At 67.2% G+C, this 19068-nt stretch carries 17 protein-coding genes and 1 tRNA gene; 3 read left to right on the top strand and 15 right to left on the bottom strand.

What is annotated here, in order from left to right; genetic code table 11:
- Positions 1–69 precede the first annotated feature (69 nt).
- From HW466_RS17515 to def, 14 genes are all read right to left on the bottom strand, one after another.
- Positions 70–831, bottom strand: coding sequence for a tetratricopeptide repeat protein (locus tag HW466_RS17515; protein WP_059504447.1), 762 nt, complete (start codon positions 829–831; stop codon positions 70–72).
- Positions 828–1613 carry an HpcH/HpaI aldolase family protein gene (locus HW466_RS17510; protein ID WP_174905978.1) on the bottom strand — a complete coding sequence of 262 codons (786 nt, stop codon included), beginning with the start codon at positions 1611–1613 and terminating at the stop codon, positions 828–830. The genes HW466_RS17515 and HW466_RS17510 overlap by 4 nt, the downstream gene beginning before the upstream one ends.
- Before the next feature lie 306 nt (positions 1614–1919).
- Complete coding sequence (queD, locus tag HW466_RS17505; RefSeq protein ID WP_044847357.1) at positions 1920–2372, bottom strand: 6-carboxytetrahydropterin synthase QueD; 453 nt, start codon at positions 2370–2372, stop codon at positions 1920–1922.
- A gap of 18 nt (positions 2373–2390) precedes the next feature.
- Positions 2391–3023, bottom strand: coding sequence for a 7-carboxy-7-deazaguanine synthase (queE, locus tag HW466_RS17500; protein WP_151006758.1), 633 nt, complete (start codon positions 3021–3023; stop codon positions 2391–2393).
- A gap of 74 nt (positions 3024–3097) precedes the next feature.
- Complete coding sequence (gene queC, locus HW466_RS17495) at positions 3098–3832, bottom strand: 7-cyano-7-deazaguanine synthase QueC (RefSeq protein WP_059504443.1); 735 nt, start codon at positions 3830–3832, stop codon at positions 3098–3100.
- A 349-nt stretch (positions 3833–4181) separates the two neighbouring features.
- Positions 4182–4257, bottom strand: a tRNA-Phe gene (locus tag HW466_RS17490).
- 61 nt (positions 4258–4318) lie between these two features.
- On the bottom strand, positions 4319–5020 hold the full coding sequence (gene esaR / locus HW466_RS17485) for a response regulator transcription factor EsaR (protein WP_059448417.1): 702 nt from the start codon (positions 5018–5020) through the stop codon (positions 4319–4321).
- A complete protein-coding gene (gene esaS / locus HW466_RS17480) occupies positions 5021–7435 on the bottom strand; it encodes a sensor histidine kinase EsaS (RefSeq protein WP_151006176.1) in 2415 nt (804 codons plus the stop codon). It abuts the gene before it with no gap.
- Entirely contained in the window at positions 7425–8015 is a 591-nt protein-coding gene (locus HW466_RS17475; RefSeq protein ID WP_059448520.1) for a DUF4390 domain-containing protein, read from the bottom strand. Before HW466_RS17475 ends, esaS begins: the two co-directional genes overlap by 11 nt.
- Positions 8012–9400: a 16S rRNA (cytosine(967)-C(5))-methyltransferase RsmB gene (gene rsmB / locus HW466_RS17470; RefSeq protein WP_174905979.1), complete on the bottom strand. Its 1389-nt coding sequence runs from the start codon at positions 9398–9400 to the stop codon at positions 8012–8014. Before rsmB ends, HW466_RS17475 begins: the two co-directional genes overlap by 4 nt.
- A gap of 175 nt (positions 9401–9575) precedes the next feature.
- Positions 9576–10433, bottom strand: coding sequence for a zinc metalloprotease HtpX (gene htpX / locus HW466_RS17465; protein ID WP_034208696.1), 858 nt, complete (start codon positions 10431–10433; stop codon positions 9576–9578).
- Between the two features lie 99 nt (positions 10434–10532).
- Entirely contained in the window at positions 10533–11174 is a 642-nt protein-coding gene (locus tag HW466_RS17460; protein ID WP_059542601.1) for a LysE family translocator, read from the bottom strand.
- A gap of 110 nt (positions 11175–11284) precedes the next feature.
- On the bottom strand, positions 11285–12277 hold the full coding sequence (fmt, locus tag HW466_RS17455; RefSeq protein WP_174905980.1) for a methionyl-tRNA formyltransferase: 993 nt from the start codon (positions 12275–12277) through the stop codon (positions 11285–11287).
- Positions 12278–12311: 34 nt separating this feature from the next.
- Positions 12312–12815: a peptide deformylase gene (gene def / locus HW466_RS17450; protein ID WP_040142555.1), complete on the bottom strand. Its 504-nt coding sequence runs from the start codon at positions 12813–12815 to the stop codon at positions 12312–12314.
- Positions 12816–12999: 184 nt separating this feature from the next.
- Here def and dprA point away from each other — a divergent pair, with 184 nt between their 5' ends.
- From dprA to HW466_RS17435, 3 genes are all read left to right on the top strand, one after another.
- Positions 13000–14322, top strand: a complete 1323-nt coding sequence (gene dprA / locus HW466_RS17445) for a DNA-processing protein DprA (protein ID WP_174905981.1) — start codon at positions 13000–13002, stop codon at positions 14320–14322.
- Between the two features lie 36 nt (positions 14323–14358).
- Positions 14359–14739, top strand: coding sequence for a thioredoxin family protein (locus HW466_RS17440; RefSeq protein WP_151004050.1), 381 nt, complete (start codon positions 14359–14361; stop codon positions 14737–14739).
- A 191-nt stretch (positions 14740–14930) separates the two neighbouring features.
- Positions 14931–17528 carry a DNA topoisomerase III gene (locus HW466_RS17435; RefSeq protein WP_059448409.1) on the top strand — a complete coding sequence of 866 codons (2598 nt, stop codon included), beginning with the start codon at positions 14931–14933 and terminating at the stop codon, positions 17526–17528.
- 134 nt (positions 17529–17662) lie between these two features.
- Here HW466_RS17435 and HW466_RS17430 read toward each other — a convergent pair whose 3' ends face one another.
- A complete protein-coding gene (locus HW466_RS17430) occupies positions 17663–18712 on the bottom strand; it encodes a LysR family transcriptional regulator (protein ID WP_059448408.1) in 1050 nt (349 codons plus the stop codon).
- Positions 18713–19068 lie beyond the last annotated feature (356 nt).

Genomic DNA, 19068 nt, shown 5'->3' with positions numbered 1-19068 from the left:
CGGCAATGAAAAACAGCGCACGAGGCGCCGTTTTTCGTTGGCAGATCGAATGCGATGTGTGCGGCGCGCTCACTGCGGCGTCGCGCGCGGGCTCGCGTGATCCGCGCCGGTGCCCGATGCCGGCTCCTGGGTCTTCAGGCGCGCGCTCAGTTCCTTGAACTTCATCCCGGCCGTCTCGTCGCCCTGCGCGGCCGCAGCCGCGTAATACGCACGCGCGATGTTCAGGTTCTGCGTGACGCCGTCGCCGCCGCGCTCGTAGAACGACGCGGTAACGTACTGCGCGGTCGGCTCGCCCGCGTCGGCCGCCTGCTTGTACCACGCGAACGCCTGGCGGTTGTCGCGCGGCGTACCGCGCCCGTCGAGGAACTGGTTCGCGAGCGACAGCTCGGCCTGCACGTGCCCCTGCTTCGCCGCACGCAGGAACCAGCGGTGCGCCTCGGCCGGATTGCGCGCGACGAACTCGCCGTCGTCGAACATGCGCCCGTACACGTACTGCGCGTGCGACATGTTCGCGTCGGCCGCCCGTTTCAGCCAGCGCAGCCCTTCGTCGACGTTCGCGGTCACGCCGACGCCGGTGAGCAGCATCATCGCGTAGTTGAACTGCGCGAGCCGGTCGCCGCGTTCGGCCGCGTCGTGGAACTGCACCAGCGCCGCGCGATAGTCGCCGGCGTTGTAGTCGGCCACCGCCGATTGCGTCTCGCGCGCCGGGTCCGGCTTCGCATGCGGCGCATTCTGCGCGACCGCCGCGACGCACACGGCCCACAGCCCGAGCATCGCGCCGATCCGCGCGCGTGCGCGGCTCGTATGCCGCGCGCCCTCGCACCCGTTCATGACCGCACCTCCTGCAGCGCCTGGCGCGTCGCACGCAGCAGCCAGCTCACGTCGGCCGACAGCGTGATCATCCGGTAGCCTGCGTCGCGATACTGACGCGCGCTCGCGGTATCGCTCGCGAAGATGCCGACCGCGACGTCGGCCTGCTTGCCGGCCGCGAGCACGCGCGCCATCGCGGCTTCGACGTCCGGGTGGCGGCTGTCGCCGAGATGCCCGAGGCTCGCTGCCAGATCGGCCGGGCCGACGAACAGGCAGTCGACGCCCGGTGTCGAGGCGATCCGGTCGACTTCATCGATGCCGCGCGCCGATTCTATCTGCACGATCACGGCGACCTGCGCATTCGCCGTCTGCAGGTAATCGCGGCGCATGCCGAACGCCGCCGCGCGCACCATGCCGGCTACGCCGCGCAGCCCGTCGGGTGAATCCGGCGACGGGAAGCGGGTGAGCCGCACCGCGTGCGCGGCCTCGTCGGCCGTCTCGATGCACGGGAACATCAGCGTGCGCGCGCCGGCGTCGAGCGCGCGCTTCACGAGCCATGGCTCGCGCCCCGGCACGCGCACGACCGGCTCGCTCGGCAGGTGCGCGGCGGCCAGCGCGCGCAGTTGCGATGCGACGTCGCGGCTGTCGTTCGGCGCGTGCTCCATGTCGATGCAGAGCCAGTCGTAGCCGGCGTGCGCGAGCGCTTCCGCGACCGTTTCGCAGCCGAGCGACAGCCACAGGCCGTACAGCGGCTCGTCGCCGTCGTGCAGACGTTGTTTGAGGGAATTGGTGAGCGTGCTCATCGATACGGCCTCCGGGACGGAACGGCAATCGAACGGGACAAGCAACAAGCGAAGCGGGCGCAACACGCGGTGCCGCCATGCACGGCGGCGCCGAACCAGGCGCTGGAACGTCAGTCGGACGTGGGCCGCCGATATGACAGCGCGGGTCGCGCAGCAGAGCGCGGAAGCGCTTTCCGGTGCCACGCAGCGATCATAGCGCGGCGTTACGCGGAATGTGGGAACTGGCGGGGAGCGGCGGCGCACAAGGCTGCACGGCGCCGTGGCAGGCAGCCCGCGCCGCTTGGCGAGGCTGCCGAAATGGCAGGATCAGCGGCCGGGCTGGCGCTCGACGTCGGCCCAGCAGTTCGGCGTTTCGTACAGGCGCACGCGTTCCAGACGCAGGTTCACGCCGTAGTGCGCGTCGTACACGTTCGCGAGGATGTCGAACGCGATCGCCGCGAGGTTCTCGACGGTCGGGATCCGGTCGAGCACGACGGTCTTGTGGTCGGCCATCTGCTCGAGGAACGAGCGCACGACTTCGTCGCGCGCGTAGACCAGGAACGCGTGATCCCACTTGTTGACGAGGTGCTCGACCGCGAGCGCCTTCACGTCGGCGAAATCCATCACCATGCCGCGATCGGGTGCCCCCTCGGTATCGACGAGATCGCCGCGCAGCGTGACTTCGAGCACGTAACGATGGCCGTGCAGGTTCCGGCACTGGCTGCGGTGATCGGGAATGCGGTGGCCCGCGTCGAATTCGAGTTTTCGGGTAATCAGCACGATGTCAAAAGCCGTGGCTCAGGGAATGTTCAGATATTTGTGGGTCTGCATCGACAGCCGCCACTGCGGATGCCGCTTGCACCAGTCGATCGCGAGCTTCGTATTGAGATCGCGCGACGGGCCGTCCATCGGCTGCACGAGAAAATACTCGAAATCGAGCTTCGCGTAGTCGGCAAGCCGCTGGTTGTCCTGCGGGATCACGACCTTCAGTTCGTTGCCCTTCGTGATGACGAGCGGCGCGTCGGCCTTCGGGCTCACGCAGACCCAGTCGATCGTCTCGAGCACCGGCAGCGAGCCGTTGGTCTCGATCGCGATCTCGAAGCCTGCCGCGTGCAGCGCGTCGACGAGCGGCTGGTCGAGCTGCAGCATCGGCTCGCCGCCCGTGCAGACGACGAAACGGTGCGCTTCGCCGTCCGGCCACAGCGCGGCGATCGTCGCCACCAGCGCTTCGGCGTCCTTGAACTTGCCGCCGTTCTCGCCGTCGGTGCCGACGAAGTCCGTATCGCAGAAGCGGCACACGGCGTCCGCCCGATCCTCTTCGCGGCCCGACCACAGATTGCAGCCGGCGAACCGGCAGAACACGGCCGGACGGCCCGCATTCGCGCCCTCGCCCTGCAACGTGTAGAAAATTTCCTTGACCGCGTAAGTCATCGTGCTTCGTCCGGCTCGCGCCGCTCGTTGTCGATCAGAATCCGTTGTTCATCCAGCGCTGCCGGCGCACCGCTTCACAGCGGCGCTTCGGTCACCCGCTCGCCTTTCAGGTAGGCCTCGTAGCCGCGCTTGCGCAGCTTGCAGGCCGGGCATTCGCCGCAGCCGAAGCCCCAGTCGTGCAGTTCCGCGCGCTCGCCCACGTAGCACGTGTGCGTCTCGACGCGAATCAGCTCGACGAGCGCCTCGCCGCCGAGTTGCTCGGCGAGTTGCCAGGTCTGTGCCTTGTCGAGCCACATCAGCGGCGTCTCGAGCACGATGCGAGTGTCCATCCCGAGGTTCAGCGCGACCTGCAGCGCCTTCATCGTGTCGTCGCGGCAGTCCGGGTAGCCCGAGAAGTCGGTCTCGCACATCCCGCCGACCAGCACGCGCAAGCCGCGGCGATAGGCAATCGCGGCCGCGATCGTCATGAACAGCAGGTTGCGGCCCGGCACGAACGTGTTCGGCAAGCCGTTCGCCGCGGTCTCGATCTCGATCGTGCGCGTCATCGCGGTATCGCTGATCGCGCCGAGCACCGACAGGTCGATCATGTGATCGTCGCCGAGACGGCCCGCCCACGCGGGAAACTGACGCTTCAGCGCGTCGCGCACGCCTTCGCGACATTCGAGTTCGACGCGATGACGCTGGCCGTAATCGAAGCCGAGCGTCTCGACCGTCTGGTAGCGTTCCAGAGCCCAGGCCACGCACGTGGCCGAGTCCTGCCCGCCGGAAAACAACACGAGCGCGCCGTCTTTAGCGTCTGTCCGAATCACCGTGATACTCCGTGAATGTGTAGGCTCGCGTCGCGCTGCGCCCGGGGCCGGCTGCCGCCGGACGGCCCGACGCGTGCCGGCCTGCGCCGGCTCGACCAGTATAGGCAGCGCGGTCGGCCGCGAACGCGGCAGCGCGCTTATACCGCCCATCGCGCGGCATCGTTGCCGCGCGTCACGGCGGCGCCTGCGGGCTGCCCTGCCGTGCGCATGAAGCGGTGCGCTAAGTCATTGAGCGGGCACGGATTTTATCACGCCCCGACGAATGCTGCCGGGCGCACCGCCAATGCCGCGCAAGCCCACCACAAACGAAAAACCCCAAGAACCTTCCGATTCTTGGGGTTGGAACTGCTGGTGGCCTGGGACGGAATCGAACCATCGACACGCGGATTTTCAATCCGCTGCTCTACCAACTGAGCTACCGGGCCAACGAAGAAGAGAAAGTATATCCACCCATCTCCACTTGCGCAAGTGTTTTCGCGAAATATTTTACGCGGCGCCTTCCGACGGCTTCTTGCCGAGCTCGACGCCGAGTTGCTTGAGCTTGCGATACAGGTGCGTGCGCTCGAGGCCCGTCTTTTCCGCGACGCGCGTCATGCTGCCGTTCTCGCGCGCGAGGTGATATTCGAAGTACGCGCGCTCGAAGGCGTCGCGCGCTTCGCGCAACGGGATGTCGAACGGAATCGCGGCCGTCTGGCCCGCGAGGCCGAGTGCCGAGGCCATGTCGTCGCCGAGCGTCGGCAGCGCCGCCGCGGATGCGACTGCCGCCGGCCCCGCTGCTGGCCCGACACCGGATTTCGCCGCTGCGTTGACGGACACCGGTGCCGCGCCGCGCGCGAGCCCGTGCTCGACGGACTTCAGCAGTTTCTGCAGCGCGATCGGTTTCTCGAGGAAATCGAGTGCGCCGATCTTCGTCGCCTCGACGGCCGTGTCGATCGTCGCGTGCCCGGACATCATGATCACGGGCATCGTCAACAGGCCCTGTGCCGCCCATTCCTTGAGCAGCGTGACGCCGTCGGTATCGGGCATCCAGATATCGAGCAGCACGAGATCGGGCGCCTGATTCAGACGGTATTCCCGCGCGGCCTGCGCGTTTTCCGCCGCCTCGACGACATGTCCTTCATCGCTGAGGATCTCCGAGAGCAATTCCCGGATGCCCATTTCATCATCTACCACCAGGATGGTTGCCATTTACGCTGCCTTTGTCTGCACACTTGCTTTTGTCTTTGCGGGGGCCGCCCCGCCCTGCGCGCCCGTTTCGGCGCCCGGCGTATCGCTCGCCATCTGCAGGAACAGGATCGACACCTGCGCACCCTCGACGGTCTCGCCGTGCATGCGATTGCGCAGATCGATTCGCGCGCCGTGCTCGTCGACGATTTTCTTGACCGTGGCCAACCCGAGGCCCGTACCCTTCGCCTTCGTCGTCACGTAAGGCTCGAACGCACGGGTCAGGATGCGTGCCGGAAAACCCGGCCCGTTATCGGACACGGTAAGACGTACCGCGACGCGCGTTTTGCCCTCGGCGTCGGGATCGCCATATTCTACTGTCTTGGTTTCGATCAACACACGCGGATGCGCGACTTCCGCGACCGAATCCTGCGCGTTCTGCAGCAGGTTGTGAATCACCTGGCGCAATTGCGTCGCGTCGCCGCGAATCACCGGCAGCGACGGCGCGAGCTCTGCGACGATCGCGCTCTTGCCTTCGCCCACGCCGTATAGCCCGAGCACTTCGCTCGCCAGGTCGTTCAACTGCAGATTCGCGAGCACCGCCGGCGGCGTGCGCGCATATTCGCGGAAGTCGTCGACCATCCGCTTCATCGCGGCCACCTGGTTGACGATCATCGTCGCGCCGCGCTTGAGCACATCCGCATCGGACGGTGCGAGCTTGTCGGACAGCTTCATCTGCAGCCGTTCGGCCGACAGCTGGATCGGCGTCAGCGGATTCTTGATCTCGTGCGCGAGCCGCCGCGCGACCTCGCCCCATGCAACCGAGCGCTGCGCGGAAATCACGTCGGAGATGTCGTCGAACACGACGACGTAACCCGATGTTTGCGGATCGTCGGCCTCGCCCTCGACCGTCGACACGAGGCGCGTGCCGCGCACGAGCAACGTCAGCGGATCGGCTTCGCCCGGCACCTCGATCGCGAACTGCTGCTGCCAGTGTCCGCGATCGCCGCTGCCGCCGTCCGACGCCGCTTCGCGATCGGCGAACGCCTTGCGCACCATCGCACCGAATTCCGCGACGACGCCGATCCGGTCGAGCGCCGTGCCGATCATCGAGCCGAACGGCTGCCGGAAGATGCGCTCCGCGCCGCGGTTGGCCGTCGTCAGCCGGAACTGGCGGTCGAGCACGAACACGCCGGCCGTCAGGTTCGCGAGGATGCTCTCGAGATACGTCTTCGAATGCTCGAGCGCGATCCGGTTCTTCTCGACCGCCTGTCGCGCCTCGGACAGCTGGCGCGTCATCGCATTGAACGACTGCGTGAGGAAGCCGAGCTCGTCGCGCGACTTGATCTCGCGCTTCGGCGTGTAGTCGCCTTCCGTGATCTCCTTCGTGCCCTGCGCGAGCAGGAACAGCGGCCGCGCGAGCTGCTGGCCGAGCGCGAGCGCGAGCATCATCGCGATGAAGGTCGCAAGGAACAGCGCGAGCGTCAGCGTGCCGATGTACATCTTGCGCAGCCCGGTGCGGCCGAGCGACTTCTCCTGATATTCGCGATACGCGCGCTGCACCGCGTCGGCGTTGTGCGCGAGCGCGGGCGGCACTGGCTGCGTGAGCTGCAGGAATCGCTCCGCCGGTTGCAGCAACGACGTCGTCGCATCGGGAATCGGCCGCACGACGCGCAGCCGCAGCGCGCCCTTCGCGCCGTGCGCGCGCGGATCGCCATCGACCTCGCCCTCGATCGCTGCGTATGCGCCGTGTTCGCGCGCCTGGCTCAGCATCAGCGGCGTCGGCAGGTCGTCCGGAATCAGCGCGGCGAAATTGCCCGATGCCTGCGCAACGATGTGCAGGTCGGGCGCCGCGCCGGAGCCGCCGCGGCTCGGCTCGACGATCGTCGCGTCCTGCACGCCGAACTGATCGCGCAGGCGCAACAGCGTGAGCGTCGTGCCGTTCGTGTTCGCATCGACGCTCGCGAGCTGGTCCGACATCAGCCGCGCCTTCGTCTGCAGGTCGGACAGCGACGCGTCGAGCATCCCGCGGCCGAGGTTCAGGCCGGCCGTCAACGCGGTCTCGACGTTCACGTCGAACCATGACTCGATGCTGCGCGACACGAACTGGTACGACACGATGTAGATGATCCCGCCCGGCACCACGCCGACGAGCGCGAAGAACACCGCGAGCTTCGCGAGCAGCCGCGTGCCGAACTTGCCCTTCCGCAGGCGCACGACGATCATCCCGATCAGCCCGAGAACCACCAGCAGGAACACGAGCGCGACGATGATGTTCATCGCGTACAGCCACGAGTAGTAGCGGTCGAAGAATTCGGTGTTCGCGCTCGCGGCCGCGAGCAGCACGAGCAGCAGCAGTGCCGTGAGCGCGACGGTCGACACGATCACGCGAACGAGGAGGCTTTTCCCGCTGGCCGCGCGGCGCACTTTATTTAGCACGTTCGGTCACCGTGAAAGTGAAGCGCTTCCAGTCGGACCCGAGCGTCCAGTCGCGGTTGTTCACCGCGTCGACCTGGAACGGCTTGGGCATCAGCGCCGTATCGAGCTGCATGCGTACCGAGGCGGTGTAGGTTTCGCCAGCGCGCACCTGGTTGCGGTCGATCACGTGCCACGACGTGATGTGCCGAACGACCGCGAGCGCGTCCTTCAGCGACGGGAAGCCGAGTTGCAGCCCGCCCGTCGACACGCGGTATTCGCGTGTGAGCGGCTGGAACGACAGGCGCATCGTCTGCGATACCGACACCGGCTGCTCGTCGAACCAGTACCAGCGCGCGCGGCTCAGTTCGAAGTCGGTCGTGAAGTAAAGCGGGATGCCCTTGTTGACGGCATCCTCGAGGTTCGGATTCAGCTCGAAATCGAAGCGGGCATCGAGGCTCCAGCCGCTTCCGTCGGCCTGCAGCGATGCGCGCTGCACGGCGATGGACTCGGCACGCGCCGACCGAACGACGGTCAGGCACAGCGTCAACGCGACCAGCAGGACGGCCGCGAGCCGTAGTGGAAAAAGGTGTTTGATTGTCACCGTTTCTGAAACCGCGCGTAGAAAAATCCGTCGTGATCGGTGTTCTGGTCGAGTGCGCCGGCCGCCCCGCCGTGCGCGCCGCCTGGCAGCAGTTGGCCGGGCGCGTCCAATCGTACCGCATCTTCACAGGCCGCTTCAAACCAGCGAGCCTGCAACTCGCCTTCCTTCGGAAAGATCGAACAGGTCACGTAGAGCAGTTCGCCGCCCGGCTTCACGAGCGGCCACAACGCCGTCAGGATGCGGCGCTGCTCCGTGACGAGCGCGTCGATGTCGGCTTCGCGGCGCAGCCAGCGAATGTCGGGATGACGACGCACGATGCCCGACGCCGAGCACGGCACGTCGGCCAGGATGCGGTCGAACGGACGGCCGTCGTACCACGCGCCCGGCGCCCCCGCATCGCCGACGCGCACGTCCGCCTCGAGCGACAGGCGCGCGAGGTTCTCGCCGATGCGCGCCGCGCGGGTCGCGTCGCTTTCGAGTGCGACGACTTCGGCATCGACCAGCTCGAGGATATGCCCGGTCTTGCCGCCCGGTGCCGCACACGCGTCGAGCACGCGCATGCCGTCGCGCGCACCGAGCCATTCGGCCGCGAGTTGCGCACCGGCATCCTGCACCGACACGACACCATCGGCGAAGCCCGGAATGCGGTCGACCGGCAGCGCGGACGCGAGCCGCACCGCATGGCGGCCGATCGCCGTCGCTTCGATTCCGCTCGCGCGCAGCGTGTCGAGATACGCGTCGACGGTCGCGCGGCGCGCGTTCACGCGCAACGTCAGCGGCCCCTGATGTTCGCCGGCCGCAAGAATCGCCTGCCACGCATCCGGCCATGCACGCTTCACCGCATCGACCCACCAGGCGCGGTAATTCCAGCGTGCGACGGGATCGTTCTGCATCGCCGCGACGAGCGTGTCGCGCTCACGCTGGAAACGCCGCAGCACGGCGTTGACCAGCCCCTTCGCGAACGCAAATTCGCGCCGCGCGCCGATCACGGTCACGGCCTGGTCGACGATCGTGAAGGCCGGGTATGCCGCTGCCTCCTGCGGATCGAGCAGCAGCGCGAGCGCCCCGGCGAGCACCGCATGCACATGCGCGGGCGGCGCCTTGCTGACGAGCCGGCCGATCAGCCAGTCCGCACTGCCGAGACGACGCATCGTCCGGTACGCGACGTCTTGCGTCGCGCCGCGCGCCAGCGCCTGCGCGCCGGCCGGCATCTGCGCGAATACCGCGGCGAGCGCCGCCGGCAGCGCGGTGCCGCGCCGCACCGCATCGACGGCCTGCGCGGCCGCGTCGAGCGCGAAGCCCAGCGAATCGGGCGCGAGATGCAGCGCGGACAGGCGCGCGGCGCGGCCGGAGGAGGACTGAGCGGAGGAGCGGGTTCGTGTCATCGGAGCAAAATCGGCAAACGGGCGCCGCGAGCGGCGGGAACCCTGCGGCCGCAGTGGCCGCCTCGATTCCAAACCGAGCATTGTAGCGTGAGGCCATGCTGCCCCTTTACGGGGCGCGCAAATGAAACGCCCCGCAGCGCGGGGCATGCGGGGCGATGTGCGGGGGCGCGGCGACTTAGTCGAAGCGGCCGGTGCGCGCCATTTCCATCAGGCGCGCGATGCGTTCCTCGGTCGCCGGGTGCGTGGAGAACAGATTCTGCAGACCGCCGCCGTGAAGCGGATTCATGATCATCATCTGCGCGGTGGCCGGGTGCGCTTCGGCCGCCTGGAACGGAATGCCGGCCGCATAGCGATGGATCTTGTCGAGCGCGGTGGCGAGCGACTGCGGATCGCCGGAAATCTGCGCGCCGCCGCGGTCGGCCTCGAACTCGCGCGCGCGCGAGATCGCCATCTGGATCAGCGCGCCTGCGATCGGTGCGAGCAGCGCGACCGCAATTCCCGCGATCGGATTGGCCGGACGACCGTTTTCGTCGCGACCGCCGAAGAACATCGCGAAGTTGGCCAGCGCCGAAATCGCGCCCGCCATCGTCGCGGTGATCGTCGAGATCAGGATGTCGCGATGCTTCACGTGCGCGAGCTCATGCGCCATCACGCCGCGCATCTCGCGCTCGGACAGCACGCGCAGGATACCCGTGGTCGCGGCAACCGCCGCGTGCTCGGGATTGCGCCCCGTGGCGAACGCGTTCGGCGCGTCCTCATTGATCAGGTAGACGCGCGGCATCGGCAGGTTCGCGCGCGTGGCGAGTTCGCGCACCATCCGGTAGAACTGCGGCGCCGTGCTCTCGTCGACTTCCTGCGCGTTGTACATGCGCAGCACCATCTTGTCGGAGAACCAGTACGAGAAGAAATTCATGCCGAGCGCGAACAGCAGCGCGATCGTCATGCCGCGCGAGCCGCCGATCATGCCGCCGATCACGATGAACAGGGCCGTGATCGCGGCCATCAGCATCGCCGTTTTGACCCAATTGAACATACCCACTCCTTATCCGTCAGGGGACCCGCCGCACCTCATGTGCGCAGCGAAAAATTGTAAGCGATTTGTTAGATAAGGTCTTGCCGGAAAAATTCAATTTCAGCGTTGCGTCGCCGCGAGCCGCAGCCCGAGGCCGACGAAGGCGCTGCCTACCGTGCGGTCAAGCCACTTCCGGACGCCCGGCTTGCCGGAAAAGCGCTGCGTGACGCTGCCCGCGACCCACGCAACGATACACGTCCAGACCGTGCTCATCACGACGAACACCGAACCGAGAGCCAGGAACGCCAGCGCCTTGTGCGGGCTGTCGGCCGACACGAACTGCGGGAAGAACGACACGAAGAACAGCACGACCTTCGGGTTCAGCACGTTGGTCCAGAAACCCTGCATGAACAGCTGGCGCAGCGGCTTCGCGGCCGTGGCCCGCGCGGCCTCGGCGCCCGCCGGCGCGGCGGCCTGCTTCGCGAGGATCATGCGCACGCCGAGGTAGATGAGGTAAGCGGCACCGACCAGCTTGATCACCGTGAACGCGGCCGCCGACGCCGCGAGCAGCGCGGTCAGGCCGAACGTGCACGCAAGCGTGTGCACGCAGCCGCCGGCCGAGATACCGAGCGCGGACATCAGCCCCGCGCCACGGCCCTGCGCGACGCTGCGGCCGACGATGTACGCCGTATCGGGGCCAGGCGTGATGTTCAGCAGGAAAACCGCCAGCACGAAGAAGCCGAAATGGGTAATACCAAGCATGAAAACCTCGAAACCGGAGAGCGCACGGAAATTCTACGCGCGCCTGTCGCGCCGCGCGACTCGGCCATCCGGCCGATTGCGCGCGACCGGCAGGTCGGGTCGAATGGCGCTCAAGACCCGTCGGGCAACGCGAAGCGCTGGCCTGCGGCAAGGGGCGAGCCGGCCAGGAATTCGCGCGCGGGCAGCCGCTTGCCGCCCGGCTTCTGCAGTTGCGTGACGCGCAGCGCGCCGCTGCCGCATGCAACGACCACGCCTTCCGGCGCAGCGTCGACGATCGTGCCGGGCGCCGTGTCGACGAGCCCGTCGTGCGTCGCCACGGGCTCGGCCGCCCACAGCTTGATTGCCGCGCCGTCGAGCATCGCGACACCGCCCGGGAACGGGTCGAACGCGCGCACCTGGCGCGCGAGCACGTCGGCCGGCTTGCGCCAGTCCAGCGCCGCTTCGTGCTTGCCGATCTTTTCCGCGTAGGTCACGCCGTCGGCCGGCTGCGGCGTGGCAGGCAGCGTGCCGTCGCGCTCGAGCCGCACCAGTGCGTCGACGATCAGCCGCGCGCCGTCGGCGGCCAGCCGGTCGTGAAGCGTCGCGGTCGTATCGTCGGGCGCGATCGCGACGCGCGCTTCCTCGATCATCGCGCCGGTGTCGAGGCCGACGTCCATCTGCATCAGCGTGACGCCCGTCTCGGCGTCACCGGCCTCGATCGCGCGATGGATCGGCGCGGCGCCGCGCCAGCGCGGCAGCAGCGAGGCGTGGATGTTGATGCAGCCCGCGCGCGGAATGTCGAGCACTTCCTGCGGCAGCAGCAGCCCGTATGCGGCGACCACCATCACGTCGTGCGGCGTCGTGCGCAGCAGCTCGATCGCATCGGCGGCTTCGTGCGGGTACTTGCCCGCGCGGCGCAGCGACGGCGGCTGCGCGACAGGCATGCCGTGCTCGACGGCATAGCGCTTCACGGCGCTCGCCTGCAGCTTCATCCCGCGCCCGGCGGGGCGATCGGGCTGGGTCAGCACGAGCGGCACCGGAAAACCGGCCTCGTGGATCGCGGCGAGTGCGGCCGCGGCAAATTCCGGCGTGCCGGCAAAAATCACGCGCAACGTATGGGTCATGACAGCGTTCGGGATCGGGCTGGGCACACGCGCGTCACATCGCGCGTTCGAGTTTCTTCATCTTCGTCTTGATACGGGTCTGCTTCAGCGGCGACAGGTATTCGACGAACACACGCCCCATCAGGTGATCCATCTCGTGCTGCACGCACACCGCCAGAAGGCCCTCGCAGTCGAGCTCGAAGGTCTCGCCGTGCTCGTTGAGCGCGCGCACACGCACGTGGTCGGGACGCTCGACTTCATCGTAGATGCCGGGCACCGACAGGCAGCCTTCCTCGTAGACCTGCTTCGCGTCGCTCGACCAGATGATCTCGGGATTGATGAACGCGCGCAGCTCGTTCTTCTCCTCGGAGACGTCGATCACGATCACGCGCTCGTGCACGTCGACCTGCGTCGCCGCGAGGCCGATGCCAGGCGCCGCGTACATGGTTTCGGCCATGTCGGCGACGAGCTTGCGGATCCGGTCGTCGACCTTGTCGACGGGCTTGGCGACCTTGTGCAGCCGCTTGTCGGGGTAATGAAGAATGTTCAGCAAAGCCATGGTGTTCGGTATTCGGTGGAGCGACGTGCCGCATCGGCCATCCGGCCGGCTGGCGCCGCCGCCGGGATGCAATGAAGATGAGGCTGACGCGCGGCATGTCAATGCCGCAGGTCTGCCTCCTGCAATTGGCCGGACGCTCGTGCGCACGGCCCTGTCGAGTATTTCGGATGATGAAAATTTTATCATGGCGCCACGCGGTCCGCTGGCCGTCGCATTCGAGGGGAACCTCATGTCGCCGCAAGCGCTGACGCCCTCGACGTTGCGCGCGTGGCTCCAGCTCGCGCATGCGCCGGGCCTGTCGCCTGCCGCGCTGCACGCGCTGCTCGACGCATTCGGCTCGCCGGCGGCGCTGCTGCGCGCATCCGACCAGGCCATCGGCGCGGCGAGCAGCGCGGCGGTCGCGCGTGCGGTACGCGCAAGCGAGCGGAGCGACCTGGACGCGCGCACCGACGCCGCGCTCGCATGGCTCGATGGGCCGGGCAACGCGATCGTCACGCTCGGCGACCCCGTCTATCCGTCGCGCTTGCGCGACCTGCACGATCCGCCGCCGCTGCTATATGTAAAGGGCCGGCTCGACCTGCTGCACGCACGCGGGCTCGCGGTGGTCGGCAGCCGCCACGCAACGCCGCAGGGGCTCGCAGATGCCACGCGCTTCTCGCAGGCGCTCGCCGATGCGGGCCTCGCGGTCGTCTCCGGCCTCGCGCTCGGCATCGACGGGGCCGCACATCGCGGCGGGCTCGACGGCCGCGCCGGCACGATCGCGGTGATCGCGACGGGTGCCGATCTCGTCTATCCGGCACGGCACCGCGCCCTCGCGCACGAAATTGCCGCACGCGGCGCGATCGTTTCCGAATGGCCGCTCGGCACACCCGCGCGGGCGCCGCATTTCCCGCAGCGCAACCGGCTGATCGCCGCGCTCGCGCTCGGTGTGCTCGTCGTCGAAGCCGCGCCGCGCTCCGGCTCGCTGATCACTGCCCGCCTTGCGAACGAGCTCGGCCGCGACGTATTCGCGATGCCGGGCTCGATCCACGCGCCGCTTGCCCAAGGCTGCCACGCGCTGATCCGCGACGGCGCGAAGCTCACTGCGACACCGCTCGACGTGCTGGAGGAATACGGGCTGGGTGAACCGGCGACTCCTGCAGCCCGCGCCACGACGAATTCGCGTTCGCGCCCCGATAAAGGAGAAACAGCCGACGCCGCGGAGCGCGGCACGGGCGAGCAGGCCGGCAAAACGGATTTTGCTGCTGCAGCTACCGCCTCCGCCGAGATCGATGCCGCGCCGCCCGGCGACCCGGCCGAACGATCCGTGCTCACCGCGCTGGGATACGGCCCCGTGACCTACGAATGGCTCGCCGAGCACACTGCCCTTTCCGACGACGCGCTGCACCGGGCGCTGCTCGCGCTCGAACTGGCCGGGCGGGTCGCCAGCATGCCCGGCGGACGCTTTGCGCGGCTTGACGCAACGCCCACCCCGCCCGCGTCCGGCGTGCTACATTCCCCCGCATAGAGGCGGCCGTGCCGCCGATGCTACCCAAGGAATTCCATGCCCGCGCTGAATCTCGACACCGATGCCGATCGGATCGCCGAGCGCCTCGCCGATCCCGATACGCTGCTCGTCGCCTGCCTGTGCGCCGAATGGTGCGGCACCTGCCGCGACTACCGAACGGCCTTCGACCAGCTCGCCGACGCCCATCCCGACGTGTGCTTCGCGTGGATCGACATCGAAACCCATGCCGACCGGCTCGACGATCTCGACGTCGAGAATTTCCCGACGATCCTGATCGAGGACGCGAACACCGCGCGCTTCTTCGGCACGGTGCTGCCGCACGCGGCAATCGTCGAACGGATGCTGTCCGACCTGAGCGCCGTGCCCGGCGCGCCGCACGCACCGAAATTGCGCAACGTCCTGAATGTAGAGGCGTAAGCCACGCACCGGCCCGGCAGCTTTTCGCGCCATTGCGCGCGCCGCCGTGCCGGGCGCTTGCCGCCGTTGCGGCCCCCCACTATGATGAGCCGCTTTTTGCACGCCGCGCCGCCGTCGCCGCAGCGTGTGCTATAAAGCCGTCGTAAAAGGGACCCACACCGGCGAACCCGGTCTACCAACACACATCTGTCATGTCCAAAGCACTGATCATTGCGGAAAAGCCTTCTGTCGCGAACGACATCGCGCGCGCTTTGGGCGGCTTTACCAAGCATGACGAATACTTCGAGAGCGACGAATTCGTCCTTTCGTCCGCGGTCGGCCACCTGCTCGAAATCGCCGCCCCGGAAGAGTACGAGGTCAAGCGCGGAAAATGGAGCTTCGCTCATCTGCCCGTCATTCCGCCGCATTTCGACCTGAACCCGATCGCAAAAAGCGAGTCGCGCCTGAAAGTCCTGACCAAGCTGATGAAGCGCAAGGACATCGATCGCCTGATCAACGCATGTGACGCGGGGCGCGAAGGCGAGCTGATCTTCCGCCTGATCGTGCAGCACGCGAAGGCGAAGCAGCCGGTTCAGCGCCTGTGGCTGCAGTCGATGACGCCGCAGGCCATCCGCGACGGCTTCGCGCACCTGCGCAGCGACTCGGACATGCAACCGCTCGCCGACGCCGCGCGTTGCCGCTCGGAAGCCGACTGGCTCGTCGGGATCAACGGCACGCGTGCGATGACCGCGTTCAACAGCAAGGGCGGCGGCTTCTTCCTGACGACCGTCGGTCGCGTTCAGACGCCAACGTTGTCGATCGTCGTCGAACGTGAAGAGAAAATCCGCCGTTTCGTCCCGCGCGACTACTGGGAAGTGAAGGCCGAGTTCGCATGCGCCGGCGGTTTCTACGAAGGCAAGTGGTTCGACCCGAAATTCAAGCGCGACGAATTCGATCCGGAAAAGCGCGACTCGCGCCTCTGGAGCCTGCCGGCCGCCGAAACGATCGTCGCCGCGTGCCGCGACCAGATCGGCACGGTGTCGGAGGAATCGAAGCCGTCGACCCAGCTGTCGCCGCTGCTGTTCGACCTGACGAGCCTGCAGCGCGAGGCGAACAGCCGCTTCGGCTTCTCCGCGAAAAACACGCTCGGTCTCGCGCAGGCACTGTATGAAAAGCACAAGGTGCTGACGTACCCGCGTACCGACGCCCGCGCGCTGCCCGAAGACTACCTCTCGACGGTGCAGTCCACGCTCGAGATGCTCAAGGAGAGCCACAACTACCTGCCGCACGCGAAGCAGGTGCTCGACAAGGGCTGGGTGAAGCCGAACAAGCGGATCTTCGACAACTCGAAGATCAGCGACCACTTTGCAATCATCCCGACGCTGCAGGCGCCGAAGTCGCTGTCCGAGCCGGAGCAGAAGCTGTACGACATGGTCGTGAAGCGCTTCCTCGCGGTGTTTTTCCCGGCAGCCGAATTCCGCGTCACGACGCGGATCACCGAAGTCGCCGGCCATCACTTCAAGACCGAAGGCAAGGTGCTCGTCGAGCCGGGCTGGCTGCAGGTGTACGGCCGCGACGCCGAAGGCGCGGACGCGAACCTCGTGCCGGTGCAGAAGGACGAGAAGGTGAAGACGGACGAGATCGCGGCGGTCGCGCTCGTGACGAAGCCACCCGCACGCTACTCGGAAGCGACGCTGCTGTCCGCGATGGAAGGCGCCGGCAAGCTCGTCGAGGACGACGAGCTGCGCGAGGCGATGGCCGCGAAGGGCCTCGGCACGCCGGCGACGCGCGCGGCGATCATCGAAGGCCTGCTCGGCGAAAAATATCTCGTGCGCGAAGGCCGCGAACTGATCCCGACCGCGAAGGCATTCCAGCTGATGACGCTGCTGCGCGGGCTCGGCGTGAAGGAGCTGACCGCGCCCGAGCTCACCGGCGAATGGGAATACAAGCTGTCGCAGATGGAGCGCGGCAACCTCGGACGCGACGCGTTCATGCAGGAAATCGCGCGCATGACGCAGCAGATCGTCAAGCGCGCGAAGGAATACGATTCCGACACGATCCCCGGCGATTACGCGACGCTCGAGACGCCGTGCCCGAACTGCGGCGGACAAGTGAAGGAAAACTACCGCCGCTTCGCGTGCACGAAGTGCGACTTCTCGATCTCGAAGATTCCGGGCAGCCGGCAGTTCGAGATCGCGGAAGTCGAGGAGTTGCTGCGGGAGAAGACGATCGGCCCGCTGTCGGGCTTCCGCAGCAAGATGGGCCGTCCGTTCTCGGCGATCCTCAAGCTGTCGTTCGACGACGAAACGAAGAACTACAAGCTCGAGTTCGACTTCGGCCAGGACCAGGGCGGCGAGGAAGGCGAGGCGCCCGACTTCTCCGCGCAGGAACCGGTCGGCGCGTGCCCGAAGTGCAAGGGCCGCGTGTTCGAGCACGGGATGAGCTACGTGTGCGAGCACTCGGTCGCGAATCCGAAGACCTGCGACTTCCGTTCGGGCAAGGTGATCCTGCAGCAGGAAATCACGCGCGAGCAAATGGCGAAGCTGCTGGCCGACGGCCGCACGGATCTGCTGCCGAACTTCAAGTCGTCGCGCACGGGCCGCAACTTCAAGGCCTTCCTCGTGAAGCAGCCTGACGGCAAGATCGGTTTCGAGTTCGAGAAGAAGGAGCCGAAGGCCGCCGCCGCGAAGAAGACGGCAAAATCGGCGACGAAGGACGCCGAAACCGTGACGGAAGGCGCCGACGAGAAGCCGGCACCGGCCCGCAAGACCGCCGCCCGCAAGACGACGGCGCGCAAGACGGGCTCGTGATGCTCCGGCCGCCGGCGCGTCACGCGCCGGGCGAACGCCCGTCAACGCGGTGATAAAAAAAACGCGGATCGATCGCTCGATCCGCGTTTTTTCTTGGTGCTGGCCGTGCCGGTGCGCGACCGCCGCGACGTGAGTTACAGCGGCGACGGCACCGCGACGCGCGCGCGCGTCGAACGCGCGAGGCGCGGCTGCAGGTTCGGGTCAGTCGATTCGGGCGGCTCGGCACGCATCTCGACGCCGATCGGCGCGGGCGCGGCCCCCTGTGCGGCCCACTGTTCGCCCATCATCGCGTCGGTCGAGTGGCTGAAATACTCGACGAGGTGATCGATGAACGTGCGCACCTTCGCGGGCAGATGGCGCCGGCTCGGATACGCGATGTTGATTTCCACCTGCGGCAGCCGGAAATCCGGCAGCAGCCGCACCAGCGCGCCGCGCGCGATGTCGCTGCCGATCAGGTAGCTCGGCAGGATCGCGACGCCCATTCCGAGCAGCGCGAACTGGCGCAGCATCGCCGTGTTGTTCGCGACGATCACGTTGGTCGGGCGCACGCGCACTTCGCCGTCGGGCCCCGTGAACACGCGCTCGTCGCCCCAGTATTCGGTCGGCAAGCTCAGCGCCGGATGCTCGGCGAGGTGTTCCGGGTGGGTCGGCACGCCGTGCTTTTCCAGGTAGCTCGGCGTCGCGCACACGGTCATGCAGCCCGTGGTGAGCCGCCGCGTGACGATGCTCGCGCTACGCATCTGGCGCGTGACGACGATGCCGACGTCGAAGCCTTCCTCGACGAGATCGACCTGCCGATCGACCAGCGTCAGATCCGGCACCACTTTCGGGAAATTCTCGGTGTACGACTGCAGGACGGGCGCGAGATTGTGCAGCCCGAACACGACCGGCGCGACGATGCGCAGCGTGCCGACCGGCTCGTGATTGCGCGCGACGACCATCTGCTCGACATCCTCGAGTTCATCGAGAATCTGGCGCGCCCGCTCCAGATAGACCTGGCCCGACTCCGTCAGCGAAAGGCTGCGCGTGGTGCGGTTCAGCAACCGCGTGCCGAGCCGGCCTTCCAGATCGGCGACGTGACGCGTCGCGACCGCGTTGGAGATATCCATTGCACTCGCGGCCCGCGCGAAACTGCCGAGATCCGCAACCTTGACGAACACGCGCATCGACTGCAAATGATCCATAAACGACTCCTGCCGCTGTTACAACTTCAAAAAGTTGAAGCAAATGCGTAATTCTCCTACGACAGCGGAAATGATGCAGAGTTGCTCAACAGGGCCCCGGTTGACGATAAAAATAGTCAAAAATCCTCAGTCATCGCGAATGGATGATCCAATTATTCTGATTGGAGCAACAATTGGGTGAACCTCGTCCGGTAAGCGGCCGAATCAGAAAGGACGTGTCTGATGCGACACAACATCGCACTCGGGCGCGTCCGATGGAAGCGGCGCAGGCTCAGGCCAGCGCCGATTGCGGCGGAGCGTAACAACCTGTTAAAAAGACCCCACGCCGTGCGCCGACGTAGCATCATGTCGGCCCC

It is taken from the genome of Burkholderia territorii, assembly GCF_902833055.1.
Taxonomy (GTDB): domain Bacteria; phylum Pseudomonadota; class Gammaproteobacteria; order Burkholderiales; family Burkholderiaceae; genus Burkholderia; species Burkholderia territorii.
Note: the sequence above shows the minus strand (reverse complement) of the source record. Positions and strands in the feature narration are given on the sequence as shown.

Bases quoted from the DNA above. Each gene is read 5' to 3' on its own strand.
- fmt (WP_174905980.1), bottom strand. From the start codon at position 12,277: ATGACCCATACGTTGCGCGTGATTTTTGCCGGCACGCCGGAATTTGCC.
- dprA (WP_174905981.1), top strand. From the start codon at position 13,000: ATGGCGCCACGCGGTCCGCTGGCCGTCGCATTCGAGGGGAACCTCATG.
- def (WP_040142555.1), bottom strand. From the start codon at position 12,815: ATGGCTTTGCTGAACATTCTTCATTACCCCGACAAGCGGCTGCACAAG.
- esaR (WP_059448417.1), bottom strand. From the start codon at position 5,020: ATGGCAACCATCCTGGTGGTAGATGATGAAATGGGCATCCGGGAATTG.
- HW466_RS17515 (WP_059504447.1), bottom strand. From the start codon at position 831: ATGAACGGGTGCGAGGGCGCGCGGCATACGAGCCGCGCACGCGCGCGG.
- HW466_RS17430 (WP_059448408.1), bottom strand. From the start codon at position 18,712: ATGGATCATTTGCAGTCGATGCGCGTGTTCGTCAAGGTTGCGGATCTC.
- HW466_RS17440 (WP_151004050.1), top strand. From the start codon at position 14,359: ATGCCCGCGCTGAATCTCGACACCGATGCCGATCGGATCGCCGAGCGC.
- htpX (WP_034208696.1), bottom strand. From the start codon at position 10,433: ATGTTCAATTGGGTCAAAACGGCGATGCTGATGGCCGCGATCACGGCC.
- HW466_RS17460 (WP_059542601.1), bottom strand. From the start codon at position 11,174: ATGCTTGGTATTACCCATTTCGGCTTCTTCGTGCTGGCGGTTTTCCTG.
- HW466_RS17510 (WP_174905978.1), bottom strand. From the start codon at position 1,613: ATGAGCACGCTCACCAATTCCCTCAAACAACGTCTGCACGACGGCGAC.
- rsmB (WP_174905979.1), bottom strand. From the start codon at position 9,400: ATGACACGAACCCGCTCCTCCGCTCAGTCCTCCTCCGGCCGCGCCGCG.
- queE (WP_151006758.1), bottom strand. From the start codon at position 3,023: ATGACTTACGCGGTCAAGGAAATTTTCTACACGTTGCAGGGCGAGGGC.
- HW466_RS17435 (WP_059448409.1), top strand. From the start codon at position 14,931: ATGTCCAAAGCACTGATCATTGCGGAAAAGCCTTCTGTCGCGAACGAC.